The sequence below is a fragment of the Bilifractor sp. HCP3S3_D3 genome (assembly GCF_052063915.1).
Lineage (GTDB): Bacteria > Bacillota > Clostridia > Lachnospirales > Lachnospiraceae > Bilifractor.
Map to the genome: position 1 here is coordinate 1 of NZ_JBQHWP010000009.1, position 26741 is coordinate 26741.

At 47.5% G+C, this 26741-nt stretch carries 21 protein-coding genes and 1 pseudogene; 18 read left to right on the forward strand and 4 right to left on the reverse strand.

Annotated elements, in window-relative coordinates; translation table 11 throughout:
• Window positions 1–366: 366 nt before the first annotated feature.
• From ACTNDI_RS06750 to ACTNDI_RS06760, 3 genes are all read right to left on the reverse strand, one after another.
• Window positions 367–1608 carry an S-layer homology domain-containing protein gene (locus ACTNDI_RS06750; RefSeq protein ID WP_441100122.1) on the reverse strand — a complete coding sequence of 414 codons (1242 nt, stop codon included), beginning with the start codon at window positions 1606–1608 and terminating at the stop codon, window positions 367–369.
• 327 nt (window positions 1609–1935) lie between these two features.
• Window positions 1936–2187, reverse strand: a complete 252-nt coding sequence (locus ACTNDI_RS06755) for a hypothetical protein (RefSeq protein WP_441100123.1) — start codon at window positions 2185–2187, stop codon at window positions 1936–1938.
• Window positions 2188–2615: 428 nt separating this feature from the next.
• Window positions 2616–2897 carry a zinc ribbon domain-containing protein gene (locus ACTNDI_RS06760; protein ID WP_441100124.1) on the reverse strand — a complete coding sequence of 94 codons (282 nt, stop codon included), beginning with the start codon at window positions 2895–2897 and terminating at the stop codon, window positions 2616–2618.
• Between ACTNDI_RS06760 and ACTNDI_RS06765 the strand changes: the two genes are divergently transcribed.
• The 3 genes and pseudogenes from ACTNDI_RS06765 to ACTNDI_RS06775 form a co-directional block, all read left to right on the forward strand.
• Entirely contained in the window at window positions 2861–3205 is a 345-nt protein-coding gene (locus tag ACTNDI_RS06765) for a type II toxin-antitoxin system MqsR family toxin (protein WP_441100125.1), read from the forward strand. The two genes, ACTNDI_RS06760 and ACTNDI_RS06765, sit on opposite strands and share 37 nt — an antisense overlap.
• Window positions 3206–3222: 17 nt before the next feature.
• Window positions 3223–4227 (forward strand): type II TA system antitoxin MqsA family protein, encoded by a 1005-nt coding sequence (locus ACTNDI_RS06770; RefSeq protein WP_441100126.1) that lies wholly within the window; start codon window positions 3223–3225, stop codon window positions 4225–4227.
• A 100-nt stretch (window positions 4228–4327) separates the two neighbouring features.
• Window positions 4328–4525 (forward strand): annotated as a pseudogene (locus ACTNDI_RS06775) (ATP cone domain-containing protein); the annotation flags it as partial.
• Window positions 4526–4838: 313 nt separating this feature from the next.
• Here the strand turns inward: ACTNDI_RS06775 and ACTNDI_RS06780 are convergent.
• A complete protein-coding gene (locus ACTNDI_RS06780; protein WP_441100127.1) occupies window positions 4839–5921 on the reverse strand; it encodes a DUF2284 domain-containing protein in 1083 nt (360 codons plus the stop codon).
• A gap of 99 nt (window positions 5922–6020) precedes the next feature.
• Here ACTNDI_RS06780 and ACTNDI_RS06785 point away from each other — a divergent pair, with 99 nt between their 5' ends.
• From ACTNDI_RS06785 to ACTNDI_RS06855, 15 genes are all read left to right on the forward strand, one after another.
• A complete protein-coding gene (locus ACTNDI_RS06785) occupies window positions 6021–7766 on the forward strand; it encodes a hypothetical protein (protein WP_441100129.1) in 1746 nt (581 codons plus the stop codon).
• An 869-nt stretch (window positions 7767–8635) separates the two neighbouring features.
• Complete coding sequence (locus ACTNDI_RS06790) at window positions 8636–9325, forward strand: ABC transporter ATP-binding protein (protein ID WP_441100131.1); 690 nt, start codon at window positions 8636–8638, stop codon at window positions 9323–9325.
• Window positions 9303–11861: an FtsX-like permease family protein gene (locus ACTNDI_RS06795; protein WP_441100132.1), complete on the forward strand. Its 2559-nt coding sequence runs from the start codon at window positions 9303–9305 to the stop codon at window positions 11859–11861. Before ACTNDI_RS06790 ends, ACTNDI_RS06795 begins: the two co-directional genes overlap by 23 nt.
• A gap of 119 nt (window positions 11862–11980) precedes the next feature.
• Window positions 11981–13612: an NAD(P)/FAD-dependent oxidoreductase gene (locus tag ACTNDI_RS06800; RefSeq protein ID WP_441100133.1), complete on the forward strand. Its 1632-nt coding sequence runs from the start codon at window positions 11981–11983 to the stop codon at window positions 13610–13612.
• A 384-nt stretch (window positions 13613–13996) separates the two neighbouring features.
• Window positions 13997–14773 carry a RadC family protein gene (gene radC / locus ACTNDI_RS06805; RefSeq protein WP_441100134.1) on the forward strand — a complete coding sequence of 259 codons (777 nt, stop codon included), beginning with the start codon at window positions 13997–13999 and terminating at the stop codon, window positions 14771–14773.
• Between the two features lie 43 nt (window positions 14774–14816).
• Window positions 14817–15836, forward strand: coding sequence for a rod shape-determining protein (locus tag ACTNDI_RS06810; protein ID WP_441100136.1), 1020 nt, complete (start codon window positions 14817–14819; stop codon window positions 15834–15836).
• Window positions 15833–16681: a rod shape-determining protein MreC gene (gene mreC, locus ACTNDI_RS06815; RefSeq protein ID WP_441100137.1), complete on the forward strand. Its 849-nt coding sequence runs from the start codon at window positions 15833–15835 to the stop codon at window positions 16679–16681. Before ACTNDI_RS06810 ends, mreC begins: the two co-directional genes overlap by 4 nt.
• Complete coding sequence (gene mreD, locus ACTNDI_RS06820; RefSeq protein ID WP_441100138.1) at window positions 16678–17205, forward strand: rod shape-determining protein MreD; 528 nt, start codon at window positions 16678–16680, stop codon at window positions 17203–17205. The genes mreC and mreD overlap by 4 nt, the downstream gene beginning before the upstream one ends.
• Entirely contained in the window at window positions 17190–20138 is a 2949-nt protein-coding gene (locus ACTNDI_RS06825) for a penicillin-binding transpeptidase domain-containing protein (RefSeq protein ID WP_441100139.1), read from the forward strand. Before mreD ends, ACTNDI_RS06825 begins: the two co-directional genes overlap by 16 nt.
• A 99-nt stretch (window positions 20139–20237) precedes the next feature.
• Window positions 20238–21428, forward strand: coding sequence for an FtsW/RodA/SpoVE family cell cycle protein (locus tag ACTNDI_RS06830; RefSeq protein WP_441100141.1), 1191 nt, complete (start codon window positions 20238–20240; stop codon window positions 21426–21428).
• On the forward strand, window positions 21364–22671 hold the full coding sequence (locus ACTNDI_RS06835; protein ID WP_441100142.1) for a D-alanyl-D-alanine carboxypeptidase family protein: 1308 nt from the start codon (window positions 21364–21366) through the stop codon (window positions 22669–22671). Before ACTNDI_RS06830 ends, ACTNDI_RS06835 begins: the two co-directional genes overlap by 65 nt.
• Window positions 22672–22856: 185 nt before the next feature.
• A complete protein-coding gene (locus ACTNDI_RS06840) occupies window positions 22857–23282 on the forward strand; it encodes a twitching motility protein PilT (protein ID WP_441100143.1) in 426 nt (141 codons plus the stop codon).
• Window positions 23283–23459: 177 nt separating this feature from the next.
• Window positions 23460–24788: an HlyD family efflux transporter periplasmic adaptor subunit gene (locus ACTNDI_RS06845; RefSeq protein WP_441100144.1), complete on the forward strand. Its 1329-nt coding sequence runs from the start codon at window positions 23460–23462 to the stop codon at window positions 24786–24788.
• Window positions 24789–24995: 207 nt separating this feature from the next.
• Window positions 24996–25703: a YggS family pyridoxal phosphate-dependent enzyme gene (locus ACTNDI_RS06850; RefSeq protein WP_441100145.1), complete on the forward strand. Its 708-nt coding sequence runs from the start codon at window positions 24996–24998 to the stop codon at window positions 25701–25703.
• A gap of 176 nt (window positions 25704–25879) precedes the next feature.
• A complete protein-coding gene (locus ACTNDI_RS06855) occupies window positions 25880–26476 on the forward strand; it encodes a cell division protein SepF (RefSeq protein WP_441100146.1) in 597 nt (198 codons plus the stop codon).
• Window positions 26477–26741: the final 265 nt, after the last annotated feature.

A 26741-nucleotide genomic window follows, 5' to 3' on the forward strand; every position in this document is an offset into this window, starting at 1 on the left:
GGTTTGCGCCAGACTTCGTTACGTAGCGGCTTCGGATTGGGGAACCAAGCGGTATCTCAACATGGATCATCTGTTCCAGATGGAACTTATGAACAATACGGAAACGGCTGAGACGTCTGCTGGCTAACTACCAAGAATCCGATGGTTGAAATTGAATTTGCGAAAAATTCTTGACACTATCCGGCGGACCGGGAAGAATGATCATCCTTGTCGTGTCCATCGCTGCGATTGCCCTTGCGATCTTTGCATTGCTTGCGGTCATGAAACGGCAGAAAGGAAATGAAGCTTAAGGATTGACATAAAGAGAGCCGGGAGCGAAAAGCTTCCGGCTTTTATCTTATGGAGGGGGAGTGTTATTTATAAAGATTACTTTGTTGCGCCGCAGATGGAGCATTTATATCCGGTTGTTACGGTTTCGTCATAGGCCTGTTTGTCTACTACGGTTTTGGTCCCGGTCTGCACTTTCTCGGTATGACCTTCAGCATCATGATAAATGGTCTGAACCTGTTCAGGGATAAGACTATATGAATATCCTTCCACAACAACGTGATCAATCATCGCAAGATGATCGGTTGTTGTCCATCCACAATGATTGCATTTGTAGTATGAATTACTAACAACTTTCGTCTCTTCCCATGCCGGCTTATCCTCTACCCATTTCTCCTCGTATACTGGTTCCTCATGTGTTACCGCATCATGATGCACCGTTTTCGTAATCGCAACCCAGTTGTGCTCGTGAGCAGGAGTTGTGCTGGTATCCGACTTTTCTGTGTTTTCAGAGGTACTTCCGGTATCCGTCTGCTTGGTATCCTCAGAGGTGCTTCCGGTATCCGGCTTCTTCGTGTCGTCCGTTACCTTGCTGTCGTCCGGCTTCTTCGTATCATCCGTCACCTTGCCGTCATCCGGCTTCTTCGTGTCGTCTGTTGCCTTGACGTCATTCGGCTTCCTCGTGTCATCCGTTGTCTTGCCATCATCCGCCTGAACGCTGTCGGTATTCGCGATAAACTTTACAATCTGCGCTCTGGTACAGGGATTGTCCGGGCCGAACTGGTTGTTTCCGACGCCGTTGGTGATGTTGTTTTCCGCAGCCCATGCGACCGCCTTGGAATAATACTTTCCGGAAGGAATATCGCTGAAACCTGCATCCTTTGTCGGCTCCTGGCTGCCCTCGAGTCTCCACAGAAGAGTGATTGCCTCTTTCCGATCAATGGTTCGTTCTCCGCTGAAAGTGGTTGCGGAGGTTCCTGCTGTAATCTTGTTGTTTTTCGCCCACATCACAGCCTCGGCATAATACTGATTCGTGACGTCCTTGAACGGATTTCCGGCAAGGGATGTTTTCGGAGAGCCCTCGTATCTCCACAAAAACGAGACAATCTCTCCTCTGGTACAGGACTTCATCGGGCTGAAGGTCGTTTTGGTCGTTCCAGCTGTGATGCCTTTGTCCGCTGCCCAGTATACCGCGTCGTGGTACCACGCACCCGATCCGACATCAGAAAATGAAGAAGCAGAAGCGGCGGGCTTTGTATCCGCATAGGCAGGTAATGTTGCGGAAATTATCATGGTGGCCGTTAGAACTGTCGGGATAAGTTTAAAAAATTTCTTTTTCATAATTACCTTCCTTTAATGGGTTTTGGTTAGAGAAATGTTTACTTTGACATGTAAAATGTGAACAAAAATGGTACAAGAAACGTTATATTCTGAGGCGGAACTATCTGAAGATGGAGAACACGATCTGATTGATTTTACCAATATGCAGGTTCGAAACAAGACGTAAGCGGAAGGAAAAATGCAATTGTGTTCACTAGATTTTACTCCGCATGCCGGCCAGACAAATTGGAAGGAGCTGCCGCACTAAGAAAATAGTGTGGCAACCTTTTGGGGAATGTTTTTGCAAATCAGATAAGCTCTTTTTCTTCGTCCATCAGACGTTTTGCGTCATCTTCTGAGATCTGATATTTCTGTTTCCCCGTAATCCTTTGGTTCGCCGGTGATCATATCATTGGTGCTTCCGGGATCTACCGCGATGGATGAGATATGCGGCGTATCGATCATCCCCTGAATTTCATCCATGGAAAAATTTTCAAAGTCGGATACCGCGTTTTTCAGGATAAACGCCAGGATCGGTCTTTGTGAGAGGATTTTCTTAACCGCCATATCCAGCGCTGGATTCCGGCTTGTATCATACAAAACCCCTCCAAGCTGATTTGCTGTTTTTTTCCATTGGAATGCCCCTCCTTGTTTTATTATTTTAACATCAAACATTGCTTTCCGCAATTTCATGTGCATTTTTTGTGTCAAACCCCAATACGTTATAAGGCCAGGTCAAATGCCCCGACCCGTAAAGGGATCGGGGCTTGCTAAAGGCTCCTGCCCAATACAGTTTCAAAGGCTTACAGCATGTCCATGTGGTTCTAACGTAAGTCTCCCACACTATGCTTTTGCCTGCATCCCTCGGTACATAGGATTACGGCTGCATCGCCGGGCTATTGACAGAGCCCGTTTGTACATCTCGCCAACCGAAGCTGACAAAATGTCAGTTAATTAATTGATTTTTCGTTTTCCAAATCTTGGGTTGGAATCGCCGGATACATACATGGTACCGAGCATTTGAATAGTCATAGCTCCAACACGATCGTCGTTTGATCGGAAACCGCAGCAGTCACACACATACTCGTGCGTTTTGTGATTCCGGTTTTCTTTCGAGTCCGTCCGCATTTCGGGCATCTTTGTGAAGTGTAATGCGGATCTACCTCAAGAACTTCGAAACCGACAGCATTTGTCACAACGCGGTCATATGACCGCATTTTTCTTGAATTTTTAGGATCCTTGAGTATAATATAAAGTACACGGAGGTATCTGAGTGAGTAATCAAGCAAGCAACGGGCAGATTGTAGCATATCTTGCCGAGGTCAAACGGCTACTGTCTGCAGGAAAATACGATTTTGTTCCAAGAAGAAAAAATATGCAAGCATTGGCGCAACATGGTCTTACTATCACAGATGCAAAAAATGAGATTTTAGGGCTTGTTGTCGGTGATTACTACAAAGGCCCTAAGCAGGATCGCGATCCTAATCGTCCTGGAGACATTTGGGAATTTAAAAAAGATATTGATGGAATGCAATTTTACGTAAAAATAAAAATTGTTCAGGAGAACGGAGAAGATATCCTGAAATGTATTGGATTCCACGAGGACGATTTTGCTTAGAAAAGGAGGTGGCGTCGATGAAGAAATATTGCGAGGAATGTGGAAAAGAAGTCGGGACTAAGGTAGTTTTTAAGAAAGAAACGTATGATGTTTGTGGAGAGCCAATCGAAGTTGATGCTCAGATATTGGTTTGTGCTGAATGTGGAGAAGAGTTATATTGTGAGGAATTTGATAACGCCACGCTTATTAATGCATACAACGAATACCGTAGAAAGCATAAACTTCTGCTGCCAGAAGAAATTAAAAAAATCAGAGAACAGTATGGGCTCAGTCAGAGGAGTTTTGCTAAGCTCTTGAACTGGGGAGATAAGACTATCTGTAGATATGAGAATGGCTCTATCCAGGATAAGGCTCATAATAGTCTTCTTCTATTCTTGCGTGAGCCTGAAAACATGAGGACATATCTGACGGAGAATGAGATTGCCCTTGATGAAAGGCAAAAAGCAAAGCTGCTTGATACTGTTGATAAACTTGAACAAGATACGGAATATCGAGTTGGTAGACGGTTCTTTGATTTGTTTTTTTCAAGTGTTCCTTGTGAGGAAAACGGATTCAAGGGATTTGATTATGAGAAGCTCTGCGCCATGGTTCTGTTTTTTGCGAATAAGAGCACTGAATTATTAAAAACAAAGCTTATGAAGTTGCTCAACTACTCAGATATGATTTTCTATAAAGAAAATGGAGTATCAATATCTGGCTTAAAATATGTGCATCTGCCTTATGGACCAGTGCCAGATCATTTTGATATGATTCTTGGAAAAATGGAAGCAGATCATATTGCCCACATCGATGTATTTTATGATGGCGGCTATGAAAAACATCAGGTAATTCCAGAGTGTGATATACCTAAAGGTGTGCTTTCTGATGCAGAGATAGAAGTACTGAACCGTATATACGAGAAGTTTAAGACCTTTGGATCAGTGGAGATTTCCGACTACTCACATAAGGAGAAGGGATATAAAGCCACAAGGACGGGAGAGACTATTTCCTATGCATACGCAATGGATATTCAATTGAATTGATGTAAATAAAAAATTGAAGCAGCGGCCTCCGGCGATGAACCGGGAGTCGCTATTTTCATAATTATTTTTCGTTTTATCAGAAAGCAACACGCAGATTGCCGCCGAGTCTACGCACGCGCTGGACGTGGAAGAAATCCAGGATATGGTAGAGACCGGGATCATGGAAATGCGCAGCTATGAGGTTGCGCAGAAATATGTCCGGTACCGTTATAAGAGAAGCCTGGCTCGTAAGGCAAATATCACAGACGCCAAGATGCCCATCCTGCTCGATGTAGCAAACGAGGAGGTAAAACAGGAAAAACAAATCACTGCAGCGTCTTGCTACCGGTATGGAAATGAAACTGCGATTGGAATTCCTTCCGGACGTGGCCGGTGCGGTATTAAAGAGATGATGATAGTGATCTGCGGTATATCTAGGAAGAAATTAAACACAAACAGGAGAGATAAAGCACGCTCCCTCCCGTCAAAAGTCTGGGACGATTTGATTTTTGGGGATCTTCTCCCGAAAGATAAAAAGTAAAGGAAGGCGTTGTGCCTCGGACTTTGTCTACAGTCTGAAGTCTGCTGCACTAAGAAACAGTGCAGCAGACTTTTTTGATGTTTTTTATAAATCAGACTAGCTGTGGAGCAGCTGGCGGATCGTGCGGCAATGAGCCTGTATTTTTAGTAGAGTATTTCTTTGAGTGCCGGTTATAGAATACCGCACCGAAAAAAGTAACAGAACCTGGCCCGTGCAAATACCGGATCCCTGCCTTTTGGGCAAGCTCACTGACAAGAAAGCCGTATCCTTCTATGGAGTGAAAGCATTTGTCGGGGAACCGGCAAGGGCTGTCCGGCCAGGTGCACTTTTTGCATCTGTCACAGGATTCATTTGAAAGAATCAGGGCTTCCGGAAATTCCTGCCGAATCGGATCTGCCGCACGCTGAATATATTCCTTAAATTCGTGCATGGCGTTTTGAAATGCATCAAAATCAAAGGGGTCGGTTACCGGAAATGCCTTGGAAAAGACCTGCAGTTCTTCGTACTTCATGCATCGCTTCCGGCATTCCTCAAGGGTGCCGACGGCTGGCGGGCATGCCCAGGTTTCCTGATATCTGCCGCATTTGTTTTCCTTGCAGAGCTTTCGTACTTCCGGGTAAAAAACAAGATCGGAAGGATGCAGGATTCCGCTTTCCAGAAGACCGTTTTTCAGCAGCAGTTCCCGAATTCGGGCAGCGGAAGACCATGCCTGCCGCAGTGCGGCAGCTGTTTTTTCTGCAATTAACGCGCTCCATTCGGACATTTTCCGGCAGATGCAGTACCGGCAGAGACTGTCCGCGGTCTCCTGTCTGGCGGGACAGTAATAAACCGCCTTATCCTCCGGGAACTGCACGATCCACTTTGTTTGGTTGGCTGCGTGCAGAGGCTCAGCAAAAATAAATGCAAGAGACACGCAGGAAAGAATGACAGGTAGGTGGGCATCCGGATGATCCGTCATATATTTTTCCAGATAGGCCTTCAGCTTTCTGCTCATTTCAGAAACTGTGTCCCCCGGGATTTCGGCATCCGGATCCGGGATGGCTTCCAGAAGTCGAAGTAATGTTTTCCGGTTGAAGGCGCTGACAGGAACAGGAAAGTCATCTTGTCGGAGCATCTCCCATTCTTTATCGGAATATGCCGCAAGTATTTTAAGTTTTAATTCATCTCTGGTCAATTTTCTGGTAAACTCCTCCATATCAGTAAAGTGTGATTGCTCTATAAACAGAATAGTCATTACAGGGACGGAAGTCCAGCTTTTCAGGAGGTGCAGGATTTGAAACAAAGCTGTAGGGAAAATATTTATCGGATCGGGGAGGGAGTACCGGATAGCTACAAGTGGAATCTGTCAGGCAGGAGACTGGCTGTGCTGTATCGTTTTTTCTCTGCATTTCTTGTCCCTGTCGCCTGGGTGTTTCTGGTAATTTTTCTCGAATGGCATGTGATACGCATCGGGTCATTGACTGCCGGTGGTATTCTTTGGACTGTTGTGGCGTTGGTTGTCCTGTTTTACTCGGTTTTAATTTTCCTGAATCATTTGTTTTCCGGCATTTCCCGAAGGCTGGATCCGGAAGAAAGACATGATTATATCCTTTATGGTTTTCGTTATAGAAGCAGGAGAAATGTAAGACTGAGAGCACAGTCTCTGCTTTTTATGGCACAGCTGGATATTCGGATGCACCGCCCCGAAAGAGCAGGAGAGGCATTGGAAGAGATTCCTACCGACAAGCTTTCTGTGAAGCAGATGAAACTCTATACCCTTCTGAAGCTGGCAGGGGAAGTGTTAAGTGAAGAAGGGGCGACAGAGGGAACGCTAAGTGAGAAAGGAGAGACGGAGGGGACAGTCCGGGGAGTGGGAGAAAAGCAGTCTCGTGCATCGGCAGAGGACTGGTATATCCGCTATTCCGGATTTTCCGATCAAACAGGGAAGTTCCCGGATAATGCCGCTGTAGAATCGTGGATAAAACCGGAAGCTATGGAAAATAAGCGGGCGCAGGACGAAATGATTGCTGTGATTTCCGGTATTTCCATCGAGCCGGAGCTTCATCCGTTTTTAAATTTATTTTTCGGGATGATGCTGGCACACAGCATTTTCTTTCCGGCTGTTCAAAGCTTTACTGCTTCAGGGTGGCATCTGCGGTCGAAGTATTCCTTTTTCGCAGGAGGGCTGGCCGGTCTCTTTGTTCTCATTCTCGGAATTGGGATTCTGTATCTTTTGCTGAAAAAACACAGGGACGCAAAACCTGCAGAAAAAGGGGTGGATAAAGCACGGCTGATTATTGCCGGGATTGCCTGGGTGCTGCTTGTTCTTTCTCTCTCAGCTATGGTATTTCTTGGAAGCTGGGCGGGAACTTCAGATCAGGAGCGCGTACTGGCGGATGCGGTTCCGGATCCGCTTACCGGGATCAAATACGTGTACCTTGCCGAAGAAAAGGATTACGGCGGCATCAGATACTATCGTTCCCCTGATTTTATTTTTATGGAAGAGTGGAGCGAAGCCATGTATTACGATACAGAGGCCGGGAATGATCTGCCGGAAGCAGTCGGAGAGAATCTGAATACGGCGTCTGCTGTGAGCGGAAGTTCCGCAGAGCCCGGGGGACAGGATCAGAAAATAGGAAGCAGCAGCCTGGGTGCGTCAGCGTCGGTCAGCAGCGATTCCGGGTATGACGGCGGGACTGGTTCCGATGACAGCTTTGCCGCACAGAACGCGATGCAGGCGGTTTACGAGTATTTGAAAGGTAATGGAGAATTTCAGAATTTGAGCATTTCGTACAGTGCGAATGCTAAAGGAGACCTCTATGCCCGGATTGGTTCTGGATCCGATGTACAGGGTACGGATAATAGCTATGAGCTTCACCTGTACGACAACGGGGAAAAAGAGTCTGACAGCGGGTTTTGCCGGGAAATTGTACTGGAGAAGGTCTATACGGCCGAGGATGGAGAGACAGAACTGCTTGATTTTTTCCTTGTTCATCCGGGAACACTGGAGGTAACGGATGAACATAAGACGGATTGGTAATTAATATATTTCATGGCTTGCCGCACTAAGAAAATAGTGCGGCAGCCTTTTTGAGGACTGATTTTCTTCGATAAAAGCGTGGATAGAATTTGTGTCAACCCCAAATACGTTACAAGACCGGATGAATGATTCCTTCATTTGGATGTTTTCTGATCCAGAAGGTTCAGGAGTTCTCTCGGTGTTACCACAAAAGGCTTCCCGGGAAAATGTTTAATGTTTCCGGCAACCAGATCCGTTCCCGAACAACAGCCCTTGCAAAAATATTAATCGCCGTTGTTGCTGTCATGCCAAAATCCTGGCAAAGACGATCAAACTGTTTTTTTTACGTTTCATCCATACGAACACTGAACGTTGCTTGTGCCATAATATGCACCTGCTTTTTATATATGATATACGAAAAGGTGCGTAAAGCCAATGATTTGAAACCTAACAGGTTCGAATATGCATCCAAATAGGTTCGAATAGTCAGTTACTCCGACACATAAAAACCGAAATCCTGGGCAGGATAACAAAAATATAGGGGCAGGGGAGGGCACGTGCAGGGGCATATTGTTGACACCAATACGGCATTGCCACATAATAAAAACAGGGTAGTGGCAAACGAATGATGAAAAAATCGTCTCCCACTACTAAAAACAGAAGGAGGGAAAACAAATAGGTGGGATGACGTTTCGTTGTACAGGAACGAGTTCACCGAAACCATTTCGAGACTGGCTTTTTACGGTCTCGGCACCGCAGACATCGACCTTTCGTCCGCATCCCCGAAACTTGTGATGGGCGGATCCTTCCCCAAATGCGTAAAAAAAGGACTCTTCTTGACGTTAACATTAAGCTTTAGACAATTATTTGAATTTAGAGTGAGATATTGTATGAGTGATGACATACTTGTGGGAACCAGAGCATTGACGGTAGATTTTTCGTGTGGAATGACTTTTTTACGAGCTTTAGATAATGTTGACATAACGATTCAGAGGGGAGAATTTGTGTCTTTAGTTGGAGTTTCCGGGAGCGGCAAAACCACTCTTTTGAACGCAATCGGAGGATTAATTGTCCCGACTTCCGGTTCCATAATCTTTAACAGCATTTGTTTTGACTCCATGAATGAAGAAGAACGAACAATTTTCAGAAGAAACCATATCGGGTTCATTTTTCAAAATTATAATCTCATTCCCTCGCTAAACATATTTCAAAATATATGTTTTTCCGCTCAACTGTCGCAAAAATCCATCACCGCTCAGCAAGTGGAGAAAATTGCGCGGCAACTTGGCATAGAGGATAAATTAACACAGATGCCAGCTGAATTATCCGGAGGGCAGCAGCAGAGGGCTGCGATTGCAAGGGCAATGCTTGCAAGGCCATCCCTGTTACTTGCGGATGAACCTACGGGAAGTCTGGATTCGGTCAATGGCAGAGCTATCATGCAATTGCTCCGAACTGCAGTATCTGAAAATAACATGTCCGTTCTTATGGCGACACATAATGAAGAATTTGCTTTACAAACCGATCGGATTATACATATTGAGGATGGTAAAATCATTGCGGAAGAGAGTAAAAAATGACAATTTCATAGATCTTGCCTATAAGAAAAAGAGCGCATTATACCATCAGTTTCTTAAGGGAACTATCGTAATCGGCGTTTTTTTGTTGACCCTTCTGCTGAAGCTGTCTGCGTCAAAGATCATGAATTCAGCAGCCAGGAGTGTGCAGGAGCACGGAAATACCGCAGAAGCTCAAGTAGAAAACGCAGATGCAGAGGTAGTCTCATCTCTTTCGGGGTCGCTTCACATTAAGAAAATCGGAAGAATCCATGATTTAGGAAAGCTCACCGATAAAGAACAGGTTTATGCGTCATGCGTTAACTGCGACACAGATACGTTTCAGACAATGATCCGTCCTTCTTTTACCTCTTTCAGCGGTACATATCCCGAAAAAGTTAATGACATCATGCTTTCCACAGCAGCTTTAAAATATCTGGGGATCTATCATCCGGAAATCGGAATGACGATTTCTGCCGATTTTTATTGGAATGATCTTTTTCATACGCAAAATACAGGAAAACGAACCTTTACATTAACCGGTTATTACGATAGCTTGTCTGATACCTCGACGGCATATATGTCCGGAAATGCAAAAATGCAAAGCGGATTCCATGATTTTCCCTGCACACTGCTGGTTTCATTTACAAATCCTGTGATAACCAAAGCGGAAAGTCAGAACATCCTTTCCAGACTGGTAGCTGATAAACAAGTTCAGATTACATATGAGGATTCTGCACTTTATACATCGCTGGTGCACTTTTCCGGGAATATCGTTCTGGCCGTTTTCTCATTCCTTATTATTTGCTGTGTCATGATATTTTTCATCAGCCGGATTATCCTTACTACTTATAAGGAAAGTGTGCGTTTTTGGGGTCTGATGAAGGTGTTGGGAGTTACCAACAGACAAATTGCCTTTGTATTAAGGAAGGACGAATGCAATACCTGTCTCTGGCCTTATCTTTTCGGTGAAATGTCGGCCTATCTGATTATGTTTTTGAGCAGCCGGATCGCTCTCTATCATCATCATGACGGCCTTTTTATTTTCAATTTGAAATCTGATGTGCTGATCTGCGGATTTGTTTTTCTGATTGTCCTAGCATCTATTATCATTCCAACTTCAACGGTTCTTAAAAAAGTCAATTCGATTTCACCGCTGGATACCGCTTCCTATTATGGGAAGTCTCATGAAATGACAGGCAGTAAGGTGCGACCAGCCAAATTATTAAAGTTTACTGGTAAAAACGTCCCTGTGCAGCTATCCCTGATGTTTCTATCGAAGCAGAAGAAGGCATTTATGGCAACTGTCATTTTTCTCTTTTTGGGATGTGAAATGGCTCTTGTTTCCTATACCTTAGCCTCCGGTGCTGATTACGAAAAGGCATTTTTAGCAATTCCGGATTTCCAGGTCGGTATCACACAGAATGCATGCGCGAATATGAGAGAAAATCTGTCGGAAAACACCGAAAATCAGATGTTTACGTCGGGTATGGTTCATGATTTGACGGACAACCTGCATGATTCCATCCGTGACATTCGTTTTGTGAAAGGATATTTTCCATCCCTGGACACAGATCAGAAGAGTGTGCTTGGAGTTTTAAAAATGAAGGACGATACACAGATCGTTATCCAGCCAATGGATAAAAGCACAGTAGGCAAGTTGTGTTCCTATGAAGAAAAGGCAGGAAGAAAAATAAATAAAAATGAATGGGAACAGCATCATGGTGCGATCATCATAAGCAAAAACCTGCTTTACAGCAATGCAGATTCAGCTATCCGTTCAAACATGGGAAAATCCTTTACCGTATATGATACCTTGCCAGATGGTTCTGACCTCGATGATTATCCATCCGCACAACTATCAGTTTGTGGGTATGCCGAAGCTGAGGAAAAAGATTTTCCCAATATTCCTCTGGCATGGGATGGGGACAATGTTGTCATTATTGCGGTGACACCTGATACCTATAACTTACTTGGTGCCTCTATGCACGAACAGATCCTGTCTATCAGTTTTAATGCGACTGGTAACTTGGAAAGCAGCGTGAAACAGCAGCTTAATGCGTGGATCCGAGATGAAAACTATAACTACGATATGGAAAAGGGGCTGACCACTATCAATCTTCTGGAATGTATATCAAGGACTGATCTGATTGCGGAAAATAAAAATTATATTACGTTCAGCCGGATCACAATGACCGGGGTAAGCATCCTGTTTTTCTTTCTCGGAACCATTGTCTTCCTCAATACTTTATTGACGGAATATGTACGTGACAAACAGGAACACATTCTTTTACGTTATCTTGGAGTAACAAAAAAAGAAATGATAAAAGCCTTCATGATGGAAGGGGTATTATATTTTTCAGTGTTAGCTTCATTGTTGGGTACACTAGGAATATACTTGGACTTTATCATTGGTAAATTAGCAAAGAGAGAAATTCCTTATTTTGAATTTGCTTTTCCTTACCATACTTTCATCCTGCTGTTAACTATTTTTTTTACAATAGGTGTTTTATTGCCTCCAATAATCAGCCAACTTCAATTGAATCAGGCAAAAAAGTAATCAAATAAATAATTAATCAAGAAAAAAGGATATATTTGCTTATTGCGCTAACCGGCTTTATAATTCTAATCTGTAATACTTCCTTCAAAACTTGAATACTTCTCAAAAGGTGGTCCAATATGTTACAAATTTCTCAGTTGAAGCTTCCTGTCTCTCACACAGAAGTTCAACTTCTCCACAAAATAGAAAAAGTGCTGCATGTCCGTTCCACGGATATCACGGAGTGGAAAATCCTGAAAAAATCCATTGATGCCAGGGACAAGAGCAGGCTTCTCTTTGTATACACCATCGGAGTCCGGCTGTCTTCGGAAAAAACGGAACGGTCGATCCTGATCCGGGGCGGTAAAAATCATGTCTCCGCGTATTCGGCGCCGGAATATCATTTCCCGGAAACCGGCTCCCGCGAGCTTTCTGCTCCTCCTGTCATCGTAGGAAGTGGTCCGGCAGGGCTGTTCTGTGCCTGGGAACTTGCGATGCATGGATATCGCCCGGTCCTGCTGGAACGAGGGGAGAGTGCTTCACAGCGGAGGAATGCGGTGGAGCATTTCTGGAATACGGGAGAACTGGATCCGGACAGCAATGTACAGTTCGGAGAGGGCGGCGCAGGTACTTTTTCCGACGGAAAGCTGAATACCGGGGTCAAGGACAAATTCGGACGAAATCATGAGGTTCTGAGAATTTTCGTGCAGGCCGGTGCGCCGGAAAATATTCTCTATGACAGCAAGCCGCACCTTGGCACCGATCTGCTTGTTCGTATTGTCGAAACCCTCCGGAATCAGATCATCGCAGCGGGGGGTGAAGTACATTTTCAGACCAGGGTAACGGATCTTCTGACACGTACCGACCCGCTGACGGGAGAGGAGCATATGACAGGGGTTCGCACAGCGTCTGGAAAGGAATTTTTCTCTGACAACGTCGTACTGGCCATCGGCCATTCCGCCCGGGACACCTTCGAGATGCTGTCCCGCCAGAAGCTTCTCATGGAGCCGAAGCCCTTTGCGGTAGGCGTGCGTGTCGAGCATCTGCAGAGCATGATTAACCGGGATCAATACGGACCGGACGCTCCTTCCTTTCTGGGCGCCGCTCCTTACAAGCTGACCGGTACCGCTGAAAATGGCAGAGGTGTGTATTCCTTCTGCATGTGTCCCGGAGGATATGTTGTGAACGCATCCTCGGAACCGGAGAGACTGGCGGTGAATGGAATGAGCTATCACGCCCGGGATTCGCGCAACGCGAACAGTGCCATAGTGGTTTCCGTGACCCCCGGGGATTTCCTGCCGTACCATCAGGAAGGAAGGCCGGACGTCCTCAACGGAATGTATTTTCAGCGCAGGCTTGAATCCCTTGCCTGGCGGGAAGGACAGGGACGGATTCCGGTTCAGCGTTTCGAGGATTTCCGGAAAAACCGACTGGGAGGCATCGGAACCGTGGAGCCCTGTTCAAAGGGAGAATTCCAATGCGCCAATATCCGTCATATTCTGCCGGAATATATCTCAGAATCTCTGGAACAGGGGATTCTGAGCTTTGACCGCAGAATTCCGGGATTTGGCGGAGACGACGCCCTTTTGTCAGGTGTCGAAAGCCGCACCTCTTCACCGATCCGTATCGTCCGCGACGAGTCGCTCCAGAGCACGATACGTGGGCTTTATCCCTGTGGAGAAGGAGCAGGATACGCCGGTGGAATTACCTCTGCGGCTATGGATGGTCTGAAAGTCGCCGAGAGAATTTCTTCTATATATAAAGCGCTCTGAATATAGGAAACTCTGACACGTGCAACGCATCTTGAAACAGAAGAAATTCTGTACGAATGACACTGCGTGCCGGAACTGTTCATTCGTGATTTTGCAGATTCACATGGTTTTCATAATGTGTTAAAATTATAGTTCACAGGATTATCTCTTGTCTTTCTTCAGGAAATGGCCATACGATACATCGTGCCATAAACTGTATAAGCTACGGATTGCTCCGTGCTTCGCACTCCCGCAATCCTACAGGCATTCGGATTTCGCGCGTTCGCGCTTCATCCTCATACCTGTTGCCTTCGAAATCGCATACAGTCTCTTACACACGCTTCGCGCGTGACGATCCTGTCTGCGTTTTCGAAGAGCTTATACAGTAAACAGGAGGACAGGAAAATGGAGAAAAATTCAAAATCTATACCCCGCAAGAAGATTGAGCCTGCAGCCCGGATGAAGGAACTCCCGGATCAGTCACGTCCCTATGAGAAGGCGCTCCGGTTGGGGACCGGTGCACTGACTGACGCGGAGCTTCTCTCAATCATTCTCCGGTCCGGTACGAAGGGAAAGAACTCCCTCCAGCTTGCGGAAGAAATATTGGATCTGTGCAAGTTCAGGAACGGATTGCTTGGGATCTATCATCTCACGCTTCAGGATCTGATGTCGCTGGATGGAATCGGTGAGGTGAAGGCGCTGCAGATTTTATGTGTTCGCGAGCTCTCCAGGCGGATTGCGCAGATGAACACCTCTTCAGCTCTCTGTTTTGACCGTCCCGATACGGTCGCGCAGTATTTTATGGAAGAAATGCGTCATCAGGAGACGGAGAAGGTTATCTGCGTCATGCTGGACAGCAGAATGCAGCAGATTGCGTCTCCGGAGATTTCCTCCGGCACGGTAAACATGTCTCTGGTATCTCCGAGGGAGATCCTGCAGAAGGCATTGTCCTACCATGCGCTGCATCTGATACTGATTCACAATCATCCGAGCGGAAATCCATCCCCGAGCCACGAGGATTATCAGGTCACCCGGAATCTCTATCAGGCAGGCAAAATCGTCGGGATCGAGCTGTCGGATCACATTATCATCGGAGACAGGACCTATTTCAGCTTCCGTGACGACGGATTCTTTGATACGCTTGCCTCTCAGGAGGAAACGCAGACAGACACCGGTGATTAATGTGGCCGGGGCGTACAGCACAGTCAGAGTACAGGAGTTTTATATGTCATTTAACCATGTGTATGGCGTGGATATGGGCACCGGAACGGTGAAGATCTACGACAGGAACAAGGATTCCATTACCAAGGAAGTGAATATGATAGCGGTCCGGAACGGGGACACCGTGATAGCAGTCGGCAATGACGCCTATGCCATGTATGAGAAGACTCCTGAGAATATCGAGATCATCTCACCGATGAGCAATGGACGGATCAATGACGTTCTGATGATGGAAGCTGTGCTGCACACGATGCTCGGACGGACCGGCGGATACGCCGGGTATCGTCCGGTTCTGTATTTTTCCGTTCCCGTCGATATGACTGAGATCGAGCGCCGGGCATATTCCACAATTGCGCGGAAGGGCCGGTTCCGCCGAAGCCAGGTTTATCTTGTGGAAAAACCGATCGCAGACGCACTGGCGCTGGGCATCCCGCTGCATCACACCAGAGGATCGATGATTATCAACATCGGAGCTCAGAGCACCGAAGTCTCCTTCATCGCCGATGAGCGGGTGATTATCAGCAGAATGATTGCCATCGGCGGACAGGCATTCACCTCCGCTATCGTAGAGGGCATCCGACGAAAGAACAGCTTCATCGTCAGTCACCACACAGCACAGCGTCTGAAGCTGACGCTGACAAATCTGGAAAAAGACATCAATGAGGGATGTAAGGTAAACGGTATAGATCTGGACAGTGGTCTTCCGCGAAACGGCGTCGTGACGAGCTACAATGTTACCGCCAGTGTCACCGCAGAGATGCAGAAGATTGCCGCAGAAATCCGCCGGATTATGGAACGGATTCCGCCGCAGATCCGCGCGGGTGTTCTGAAGGAAGGAATTTATATCACCGGAGGCAGCACGCACATTGCCGGCATGGTGCCGTTTCTGGAGGAAGCGCTCGACTGTCCGGTTATCCTGTCGAAATATTATGATCTCAGCACCGTATGCGGTCTGAAGGAGCTCATCACTCATCCTGAAATGCAGCACTGGGCATATCTGCCGGGAAAGAAGTCATATTCATGAAAAAAAAAGGGACACATATTAAAAGCAGATATCTGCTTGTCATTCTTACCATCATCTGCGTCGCGCTTGCCATGCTGACCGGCAGTCAGGTCATATCCATATCACCGCTGCGGAACGCCGCCGGAACTTTTCTGGTTCCGCTGCAGACCGGGATCAATAAGGTCGGAGACTGGCTGAACGGACAGAGAATCGGGCAGAAGAATGCCAGACAGCTGGCTAAGGAAAACAAAGAGCTGAAGAGCAAGGTGGCAGATCTGGAAGAGGAGAACACGGTTCTTACCGAGAACACCAAAGAACTGGAGGATCTCCGGAAGCTCTATGATCTGGATCAGGATTATAATGACTACGACAAAATTGCTGCGTCCGTCATCGCAAAGGGCACGGGAAACTGGTATAACACCTTTACTGTGAACCGCGGCACGGACGATGGCGTTGCCGTCAATATGAATGTCATTTCCGACGGCGGTCTTGTGGGTATCGTCACCGAGGTCGGTAAAAACTGGTCAACCGTCCGCTCCATCATCGACGACGACAACAACGTCAGCGCCATGCTTCTCGATTCCTCGGAAAACTGCATTGTCACAGGCAGTCTGTCACTGATTGAATCCGGTAAGCTTGCGCTGAGCGAGCTCAGAACAGATGCCAAGGTATCCACCGGAGAACGTGTCGTCACCTCCAACATCAGTGACAAATACCTTCCCGGGATTCTGATCGGGTATGTGGATTCTGTACAGGATGACTCCAACCTGCTGACGAAGACGGGCTATATTATTCCTGCAGTGAATTTTCAGTCCGTGAACACCGTTCTCATCATCAAACAGCTGAAGGAGACCGCTGATCAATGAAGAAAAATATCTGTATTTTTCTGATAATTGCCGCAACCTTAGTGGTGCAGTCCTCGTTGGGTTTGATTCTGCCGGCAATTCTGTCTGTGCCGAATCTGGCGCTGATCCTCACATGCTCCATGGGCTTCATGCGGGGAAAGAAATCCGGCATGTGGACAGGCTTTATCTCCGGACTGATTTTGGATCTGTTTTACGGCGGAATATTCGGATTCACCGCGCTTATTCTTCTATACATCGGATATTTTAACGGATTTCTGTTCAAGGTATTTTTTGATGAGGATATCCGGATTCCTCTTGTCGCAGTGGGAATCAGCGATATCGTTTACGGCCTTGCCTGTTACCTGATCCGTTTTCTGAATGGTACGAGCCTTACGCTCGGATCCTGTATGATACACACGATTCTGCCGGAGGCGGTATGCACCATGCTCTTTACCATTCCGCTTTATTTTCTGTACCACTGGCTGAACAGAAAGATCACCGCAAATGAACTGGAGGAAGAACAATCACCTTGGCTAAGAAGATAAAAAAAGCATTCATCCGTTTTTTCAGCAGAAGAGGACTGATCCTTGTTCTGCTTTTTGCTGTTTTGGCTCTGATCCTTCTGGTGAGGCTGTTTCATCTTCAGATTATCCGCGGAAAGGATTACGCGAACAGCTTCACGGTCATGACGACCGCTACGCGCACGCTGAAGAGCACCCGCGGCAATATCTATGATGTAAACGGGAAGGTTATCGCGTCCAATGAACTGGCAAATAATGTCACGATAGAGGATAACGGGTCGTATGATACCACCCGGCAGAAGAATTTGGCCCTGAACGGCGAGATCTACCGCCTGACGAAGATGATCCGTTCCAACGGCGACACCCCTTCCCATGATTTCCATATTATTATCGGATCGGACGGAAATTACGCCTTTGATACCGACAATACCACGACAATCCAGCGTTTCCGTGCGGACATCTACGGATATCAGACAACGGATGAACTGAAGGCAGGCGAGGCGGATGCATCCCCGGATAAAATTGTCCAGGATCTGAGCGGTTCAAAATACTATGGACTCACGGATTCGGATGAGCCGTATACGGCGGAGGAGCTTGCCGAATACGGCCTCCCTGAAAAGCTCACAAAGGAAGAGGCACTGGATATTATTGTGGTCCGCTACCAGCTCAGTCTGGTCAGCTACCAGCGCTATGTCGCGGTGACTGTCGCGACCAATGTCTCCGACAGTACCGTTGCGGCAGTGAAGGAAAACACGGATTCTCTGCAGGGCGTGGAAATCGCAGAGGATTATATCCGTGTCTACAGCGGCGGTGAAGCAATGGCTCCTGTCGTCGGCTACACGGGAAAGATCTCCTCGGACGAACTGGAAGATTACGGCTCCGGCGATACACGCTACAACAGCAACTCCATTGTAGGAAAGGCCGGAATCGAGAAGGCAATGGAGAGCACCCTGCAGGGAACCGATGGCTCCGAGGAGGTTACGATCAATAACCTCGGAAAGGTAGTCTCGGAAAATAAAGACTCCCTGGTGCAGCCTGCCAAGGGCAATGACGTTTACCTTACCATCGACAGCGAGCTTCAGAAGGCAGCCTATCAGATTCTGGAAGAAAGAATCGCCGGTATTCTCCTGACCAATATGACGGATGCAAAATCCGTGGACGCGGCAAGCCTCGCGGACAATGATACCATTTCCATCGCCAGTTACGACTGCTACAACGCGTTGATTGAAAACAGCATCATTGATATTGATAAATTCTCAGACGACGATGCTACAGAGGCGGAGAAGAAGGCACAGACCGCGCTGGATACCAGCCAGACCAACACGGTGAACTGGATCACCGGTCAGCTGAGCAGCGACAGCGCTTCCAGGTATTCGGATCTGTCTGCTGAGCAGAAAGCTGTGTTCGATTATGTGATATCCGATTTTCTCACAACGGAGTACGGAATTCTGGACAGTTCTTCCATGAAAACAGACGATGCCACCTACCAGGCATATTTCAAGGACGGCTCCATAAGCCCCCGTGCTTTTCTCCAGTATGCGGCAAATAACAGCTGGATCAATGTAGCCAAGCTCAGCGACAAGGATTCTTCATATCTGACCTCAGATGAAATCTATCAGGCAGTCCTTGATTTCATCTCCAGTCACATCACCGGAGAAAAAGTGTTCCACAAGCTTCTCTACAAATATCTGCTTCAGGATGACGCGCTGGAGCCGAAGGTGATCATGCAGATCCTTTATGATCAGGGAATTCTCTCAAAGGATGACGCTGACTATGCTTCCTTTGAGAGCGGGGCGACCAGCGCGTACCAGCTGCTGTACAACAAAATCTACAGCTTGGAAATTACGCCCGCCATGCTTGCCCTGGATCCGTGTTCCGGTTCCATTGTCATCACGGATCCGGATACCGGTCAGGTTCGTGCCTGTGTCTCTTATCCGGGCTATGACAACAACCGACTTGCAAATGACATGGACACCGATTACTACAACAAGCTGAATACCGATCTTTCCACTCCTTTTTATAATAAGGCGACGCAGCAGCTCACCGCTCCGGGATCTCCCTTTAAGCCGGTCATGGCAGCCGCAGGTCTTACCGAAGGGGTCATTGACGGTTCAACATTGATTGACTGTACCGGCGTCTTTGGAAAGGATATTCCGTTCCTGTCTGACTCGGACCGGGTGGCCTGCTGGAACAGCAACGGCCACGGCTACCTGAATGTGGTCGGCGGAATTACAAATTCCTGTAACGTCTTTTTCTGTACCGTTGGCTTTGATCTGGGTCTTGATAGCAATCAGAACTATGATCAGGATACCGCTCTCGCAAAGGAGCAGAAGTACGCCGCAATGTTCGGTCTTAATGAGGGAACGGGGATTGAAATTTCCGAATCGGATCCTCATGTGTCCGACAGTCTTCCGATTCCGTCCTCCATCGGACAGGGAACGCATCAGTACACAACGACTCAGCTCGCCAGATACGCGGCGACCATCGCAGACAGAGGCGTATGCCGGGATCTGACCTTGATTGACAAGACCGCGGACTCGGAAGGAAATACGCTGAAGCAGAACGAGACAAAAACACTCAGCACGGCAAATTCCATCAGCAGCACGACATGGGATCTGATCGATGAAGGAATGGCAGGGGTTGTATCAAATGACGCGACGGTATGGCCGGGATTTTCCAGTACCATTACCGTGTACGCGAAGACAGGAACCGCACAGGAATCCATGCTGCGCGCGGATCACGGTCTGGTCATCGGATTCACAAGCGGCGCAGAGGACAGCACTTCCTATGACGATGTGGCTTTCGCCGTCCGGATCGCGAATGGTTACAGCTCCACAAACGCAAGCCTTGTCGCAAGGGATGCCCTCAGGTATTACTTCAATCTGGATTCCGAGGAAAATATCATCATGAAACACGCAAATACGGATTCGATCACAAAGAAGATTGTTGCTGACTGAGTTTTTTCAACAATTTGCAAAATTCGCCCGGGATGTGATTTGAGCACGGAGAAAATCGCTGCCGACTGAGCCGGCGCACAGATAAAGGGAAAATATCGAATGCTGAAGTTATATAAACTGAAAGATTACAATTTCATGCTGATGCTTCTGCTGATTATCATCAGTTCGATCGGTGTGGTCCTCGTCGGATCCGCCGATCCGACCCTCAGAAGCAGACAGCTTATGGGCTTTCTGATGGGGCTTGCGCTGATGATCGTGATATCTCTGATCGATTACAGCTGGATTCTCCATTTTTACTGGATCATCTACATTATTAACATTCTGTTGCTGATCATGGTCCGCCTGTTCGGTACAACAGCGCTGGGAGCGGCACGCTGGATCAACATCGGAGGATTCCAGTTCCAGCCGACCGAGCTGTGCAAGATCATGATGATTCTGTTTTTTTCCATGTACTTTATGAACCATGAAGAAAACCTGAACTCCTGGAAGACAGTTTTCCGGTCAATCATTCTTCTTGCATTCCCGCTGTTCCTCATCCTGAGCCAGCCGGACCTGAAGAATACCATCACAATGACCATTGTATTCGCACTGATGTATTTCGGAGCAGGGCTCAGCTACAAGAAGATCGGCATTATCCTCGCGGTAATCGTACCGGTTGTGCTGGTGATGTTTCTCCTGATCGTCAAAACGGATCTCCACATCGTCGACGATTATCAGAAGGATCGTATCATGACCTTCCTCAGCTCCGATGACAGCGAGGAGTATTCCGACTCCAAGATGCAGCAGCAGAATTCCATCATGGCAATCGGTTCCGGCCAGGTCACCGGGAAAGGGCTGAACAACACGGATCTTTCCGCGAACAGCGGCAATTTCATATCCGAGATTCAGAACGACTTCATCTTCGCGGTTGCAGGAGAGGAGCTGGGCTTCATCGGAAGCGCCATTATTGTCATCCTCTTGTTCCTGATCATTCTGCTTTGCTTTCTGGCGGGCAGAGCGGCAAAAGATCTCTCCGGCACCCTGGTCTGCTACGGTATGGGATGCCTGATCGCGATACAGAGCTTTATCAACATCTGCGTCGCAACAGGACTTCTCCCGAATACCGGAACGCCGCTTCCTTTTGTGAGCTACGGCCTGACCTCTCTGATCAGTCTCTACATCGGAATGGGTGTAGTGATGAATATCAGTCTGCAGCGCAAGAAATATTTTGACTATGGAGGAAAATATGTCTACACAGGAGAAACATTCAAACCGGACTCCTTCGAATCCGGAACCGGAAAGAAGGCCTAAGAGAAAATACAGCCGGAATGCGAGGCGCAGACGGCAGCGTCTCCTGCATCGTATCGCGGCAATTTTCATCGCGGTGATCCTTGTGCTGGCAGCTGTTCTGATTCATCTGATCTTCACGCGGAGCACGACGCTCGACACATCCGAGGCCTATAATCTCTCCGCCCAGAATGGGGCCGAGGAGCTTTCTCCCTTCACCCTTCAAAGTACATCGAATTACACGGAAAGCGAGGGAATTGTCTGTTCCGAATCCGAAGTCGGATCCGGAAGTCTCAGCCTCACTGAGGATGATGAACGGGCGCTTCTGTTTAATCTCGAGGATCACACCAGTCTCTATGCAAAGGGCATCTACGATAAAATTTATCCTGCCAGCCTGACGAAGATCATGACGGCTCTCGTGACATTTGAGAGCGGCGCAGACCTTACGCAGCAGGTTACGATGACGGATGCGGATTTTCAGCTCGGTGAGGACGCGCAGTCCAGTCAGCTTGAAGTCGGAGACAAGGTTGCTCTCGAAGATCTGCTGAACCTGCTTCTGGTATACTCCGCGAATGACGCGGCCATGGCGATTGCCCGAACGGTCGGCGGCAGCGTGGATAAATTCGTGGAGATGATGAATTCGGAAGCTCAGAAGCTCGGGATGACGGGAACCCATTTTGTCAATCCCTCCGGACTCCACGACGACAGCCACTACACAACACCATATGACATTTATCTGATGCTGAACCGTGTCTATCAGGATTATCCTGATTTTTCAAAGATCGCGTCACAGTCCCAGTACCAGACAAGCGTCACCGGAACCGAGGGAGAGAGCACCTTCCTGTCCATCACAACCGATGAATATCTCGACGGAACCTATTCACTGCCTTCCAATGTACAGATTCTTGCGAGCAAGACCGGTACAACAGATCAGGCCGGGTCATGCCTTGCTCTCGTCGTACAGAACGGTTACGGCGTTCCCTTTATCGCAATCGTCACCGGTGCCGACACGAAGGATACTCTGTACAACGATATGAGCAAGCTGCTCAGTCTGACGAATTCGGACGCCTCTTCCGCTGCGGGATCTTCCTCCTCCGCAACGGATGCTTCTTCCTCCGGAACGAAATCCTCATCGTCCGGAACGGATGCCTCCTCTTCCGGAGCGAAATCCTCATCCTCCGGAACGGATACTTCCACTTCCGGAGCCGAAAAGTTGTCTTCGTCCTCCAATACGGAGGAGAGTGTTTCCTCAGTCTCCGGTTCCTGATGAAAATAAGGAAAGTGTCTTGCCTTTTTTGTATAAATACACTATAATTAAACCATCAACCCGAAACGATTTTAGTCAAAAAGACAATTAAATCGTACCAGGCTGTGTCGGTTATGCAGCTTTTCGGGAAATTATGCTATACCAATGTATTTTACATTACGATACTGCTCAAGGAGGAATCAGCCATGGTTCAATTAATTGTAGGCAAAAAGGGAAAAGGGAAAACCAAATATATTCTGGACAAGGTGAATACAGCAGTCAGGTCGGCGAGCGGAGATATCGTATATCTCGACAAGAGCGCAAAGCATATGCTTGAGCTGAACAATAAGATCCGCCTGATTGATGTATCCGTTTATCCGTTAAAGGACTACAATGAATTTGTCGGTTTTATCTGCGGAATCATCTCTCAGAATCGTGATATCGAGCAGATGTATCTCGATGGCTTCCTGAAGCTGACGAAGCTTGAAGACAACAAGGATAAGGTAGACGACTGCATCGAACAGCTCGAGCAGATCAGCACAATGTTCCATGTTGACTTTGTCATCAGCATGTCCATGGACAAGGAAGAACTGAGCGCAGATATGCAGGATAAGATCCTCCTTGCTCTGTAATATCCGTACATGTATCGAATTCAGACAATAGTTTTTGGTTCCGAACGGGACTTCAGAAAGCTGCCGCACCTGCTGTGGCAGCTTTCTTTATGCCTCCCTGCGGGCAGCTTTCTTTTGCTTGTAATAAATTTCGGATAATGCTAGAATAAGAAGTCAAAGCGTATGCAGGAGGCAACTGTGGCAAAAAAGAATAAAAGAAAACACGGAATAAATTTCAATATCGGCACCGTGATCTTCGGAGCGCTCTTCCTGTATCTGATCATCACGATCTTTATCTATGCGACCTCAAAGCACATTTCCTCATATATGGTAACTTCCGGCACTCTTTCAAATAACGAATCCTATTCAGCGCTTGCGCTTCGGTCGGAAGAGCTGGTTGATGCTTCGGCCTCAGGGTATGTCAGCTATTATACGCAGGACAGTGCCCGGGCATCCAAGAATGACATCGTGTGCAGTATCGGCTCCAGCCCTGATTCTTCCTCCACGGTCAAACTGGCAGACTCCGACATCAGCAAAATCCGGCAGCTTGCCTCGGAATTTACGGGGGCATATAATGAGGACAATTTCGGAACCGTCTATGACTTTCAGTATTCCCTGAACTCTACCGTCATCAACGACAGTGATCCATCCTCTGTCAACGGAACTGCCTGTCAGGCAGATAATGACGGTGTCATTACCTATACGACAGACGGATATGAGACGCTGACACCGCAGGACGTCACCCTGGATGATTTTAACATTAAATCCTATGAGAGCACACAGCTCCGGACCAGCGACAAGGTTTCGAAGGGAGATCCGATCTTTCGCATTGCGACCGATGACACCTGGTATCTTGTCTTCCCCTTAACGGACAGGCAATATGCCGCTCTTTCCACAAAGTCAACAGTCCGCGTAAAGTTCAGCAAAGACGGGAATTCCGAGAACGGAGATCTCACTCTGTTTGACAAGGACGGCACGCATTTTGCAAAAATTACTCTGTACAGTGGTATGGTACGGTACGCAGATGACCGGTTCCTGAATATTGAACTTGTGACAAATACGGACACCGGACTGAAAATTCCCCTTTCTTCTATCGTCACAAAGGAATTTTACACGATTCCGGTAGATTATTTGACGACAGGAGGCGATGACGACTCCGACGGATTCATGAAACAGACGAAGAGCAGCGGAGGCAGTTCCTCAACAGAATTTGTGGAAGCCGATTTGTATGAGAGCACCACGGATGATTCCGGACAGAAGGTTTACTATGTAGATGAAGCGGATTTCCAGCCTGGTGATCTCATCCTCAAGCCGGATTCCAGTGACACGTATACCATCGGAGCTACCGCGTCGCTGGAGGGAGTTTACTGTATCAACCGCGGCTACGCACAGTTCCGCAAGATCGACATTATCGATCAGAATGATGAATATTGTCTGGTAGAAGAGGGCACAAACTACGGAATCTCCCAGTATGATTATATTGTCAGAGACGGAAGCACCGTGAACGAAGCGGAGATCCTCCGATAAGGGCAATACGTCATACAGATCCATATTCTCGTAAAGGCATTGCGTCATACAAGTCCATATAAGTATAGGGATTGCGAGAGTGCAAAGCACGGCGCAATCCTTAGCTTTTACCGTTTGTGATACCATATATCATATGATGGTTTACAGGAAACACCCTTGCCTCTCGGGCAGGGTGCCACATATATACAGAAATGTGAGGTGTTGAAGATGCTTTTGGAAAATTATAAAGCTGTTCGCAGAAACATCGATGAGGCCTGTGTCCGCGCGGGCAGGAATCCGGAGGATGTCACGCTGATCGCAGTCAGCAAGACAAAGCCGGAGGAGAATATCGAAGAGCTTTACCGTGCCGGGGTACGTGACTTCGGTGAGAACTATATTCAGGAACTCCGCCAGAAGCATGATGACCTTCCAAAGGATATTCACTGGCATATGATCGGTCATCTGCAGAGAAATAAGGTCAAGTACATCGCGGAATACGTCACGATGATACATGCCGTCGATACCTATGAGCTTGCTCAGACTATCGAGAAGGAAGCAGTTAAGCACAGCCGCCGGATTCCGATCCTGATTGAGGTCAATGTTGCGGAGGAAGACACAAAATTCGGCGTTTCCTGCGAGGAAGCCCCGGAGCTTGTGAAAAAAATTGCAGAAACGCTTCCACATATCATTGTAAGCGGTCTAATGACCAGCGCTCCCTTTGTGCAGAACCCGGAGGACAACCGTCCGGTCTTCCGCAAATTGAGACAATTAAGTGTTGACATCAACAATGAAAACACTGATAATGAGAATGTTGAAATGAAGACTCTGAGTATGGGTATGACCAATGATTATATTATTGCAGTCGAAGAGGGTGCCACACTTGTCCGAGTAGGTACCGCCATTTTCGGCGCACGCGATTATACGCACAAACAGTGAGATGCATTTTTCCATTTCAGCATTGCACTGCGGAAGATTTCATCATTGTGAAATAAACGGCCATGCCCCGCAGGCGGGGTGCCACAATAGGTATAAGTCCCCGCGTTACGTTAGCTGCTCCGCAGCTTCCGCGCCGCCCCTGAGTCTGTAAGAAATTGTTAGGAGAGAATGATAAGATGGGATTTTTTGATAAGTTCCTTGATGCGGTACGTCTGAATGACGATTATGATGATGACGATGAATTCTTCGATGACGACGATGAAGATTATGATGATGAGCCGGAAGAAGAACCAGCGCCGAAGAAAAAGCATTTTGGAAGCCGCAAGAGCGTAAATGCAGCACGCGAGGCAGAAGAGGAGGAGCCGGTTCGCAAGTCACAGCCGGAGACCTCAGGAAGATATACCACGGCTGCCCGCATGCAGACAAGACCTGCAGCACAGTCACAGAAAGTAACGCCGATGCATCGCGCCGCATCGTCCTCCCGCAGCGGTATGGAAGTCTGTGTAATCAAACCTGCAAAGGTCGAGGACTACAGGGAGATTGCAGACACCCTGCTTTCCGGCTGTACCGTTGTACTGAATCTGGAGGGACTTGATGTCGAGCTCGCACAGAGAATTATTGATTTTTCCTCCGGTTCCTGTTATGCAATCGGCGGAGGACTGCAGAAGGTTTCCAGTTACATCTTCATTCTGACTCCTTCTACCGTCGAGATTTCCGGAGACATTCAGGATCTTCTGAACGGCGCGATGCCGACGATGCGCACTGCGTTCTGACAGAGCTTTTCATCGCGATGGCTTTCCGGACATCCGGTTCTGATCACATAAGACAGAACAGCATTCCGGACATCCGGTTCTGATCGAATGATGACGGAGCAGCATTCCGGGTAATCCGGTTCTGATCGAACGATTACCGGTCAGTTTACCGGGCTTCCGTATCTGTTCAAATGATTACAGTAACGGCCATACGATACATCGTGCCACACACTGTATAAGCTGCGGATTGCTCCGTGCTTCGCACTCCCGCAATCCTACAGGTATT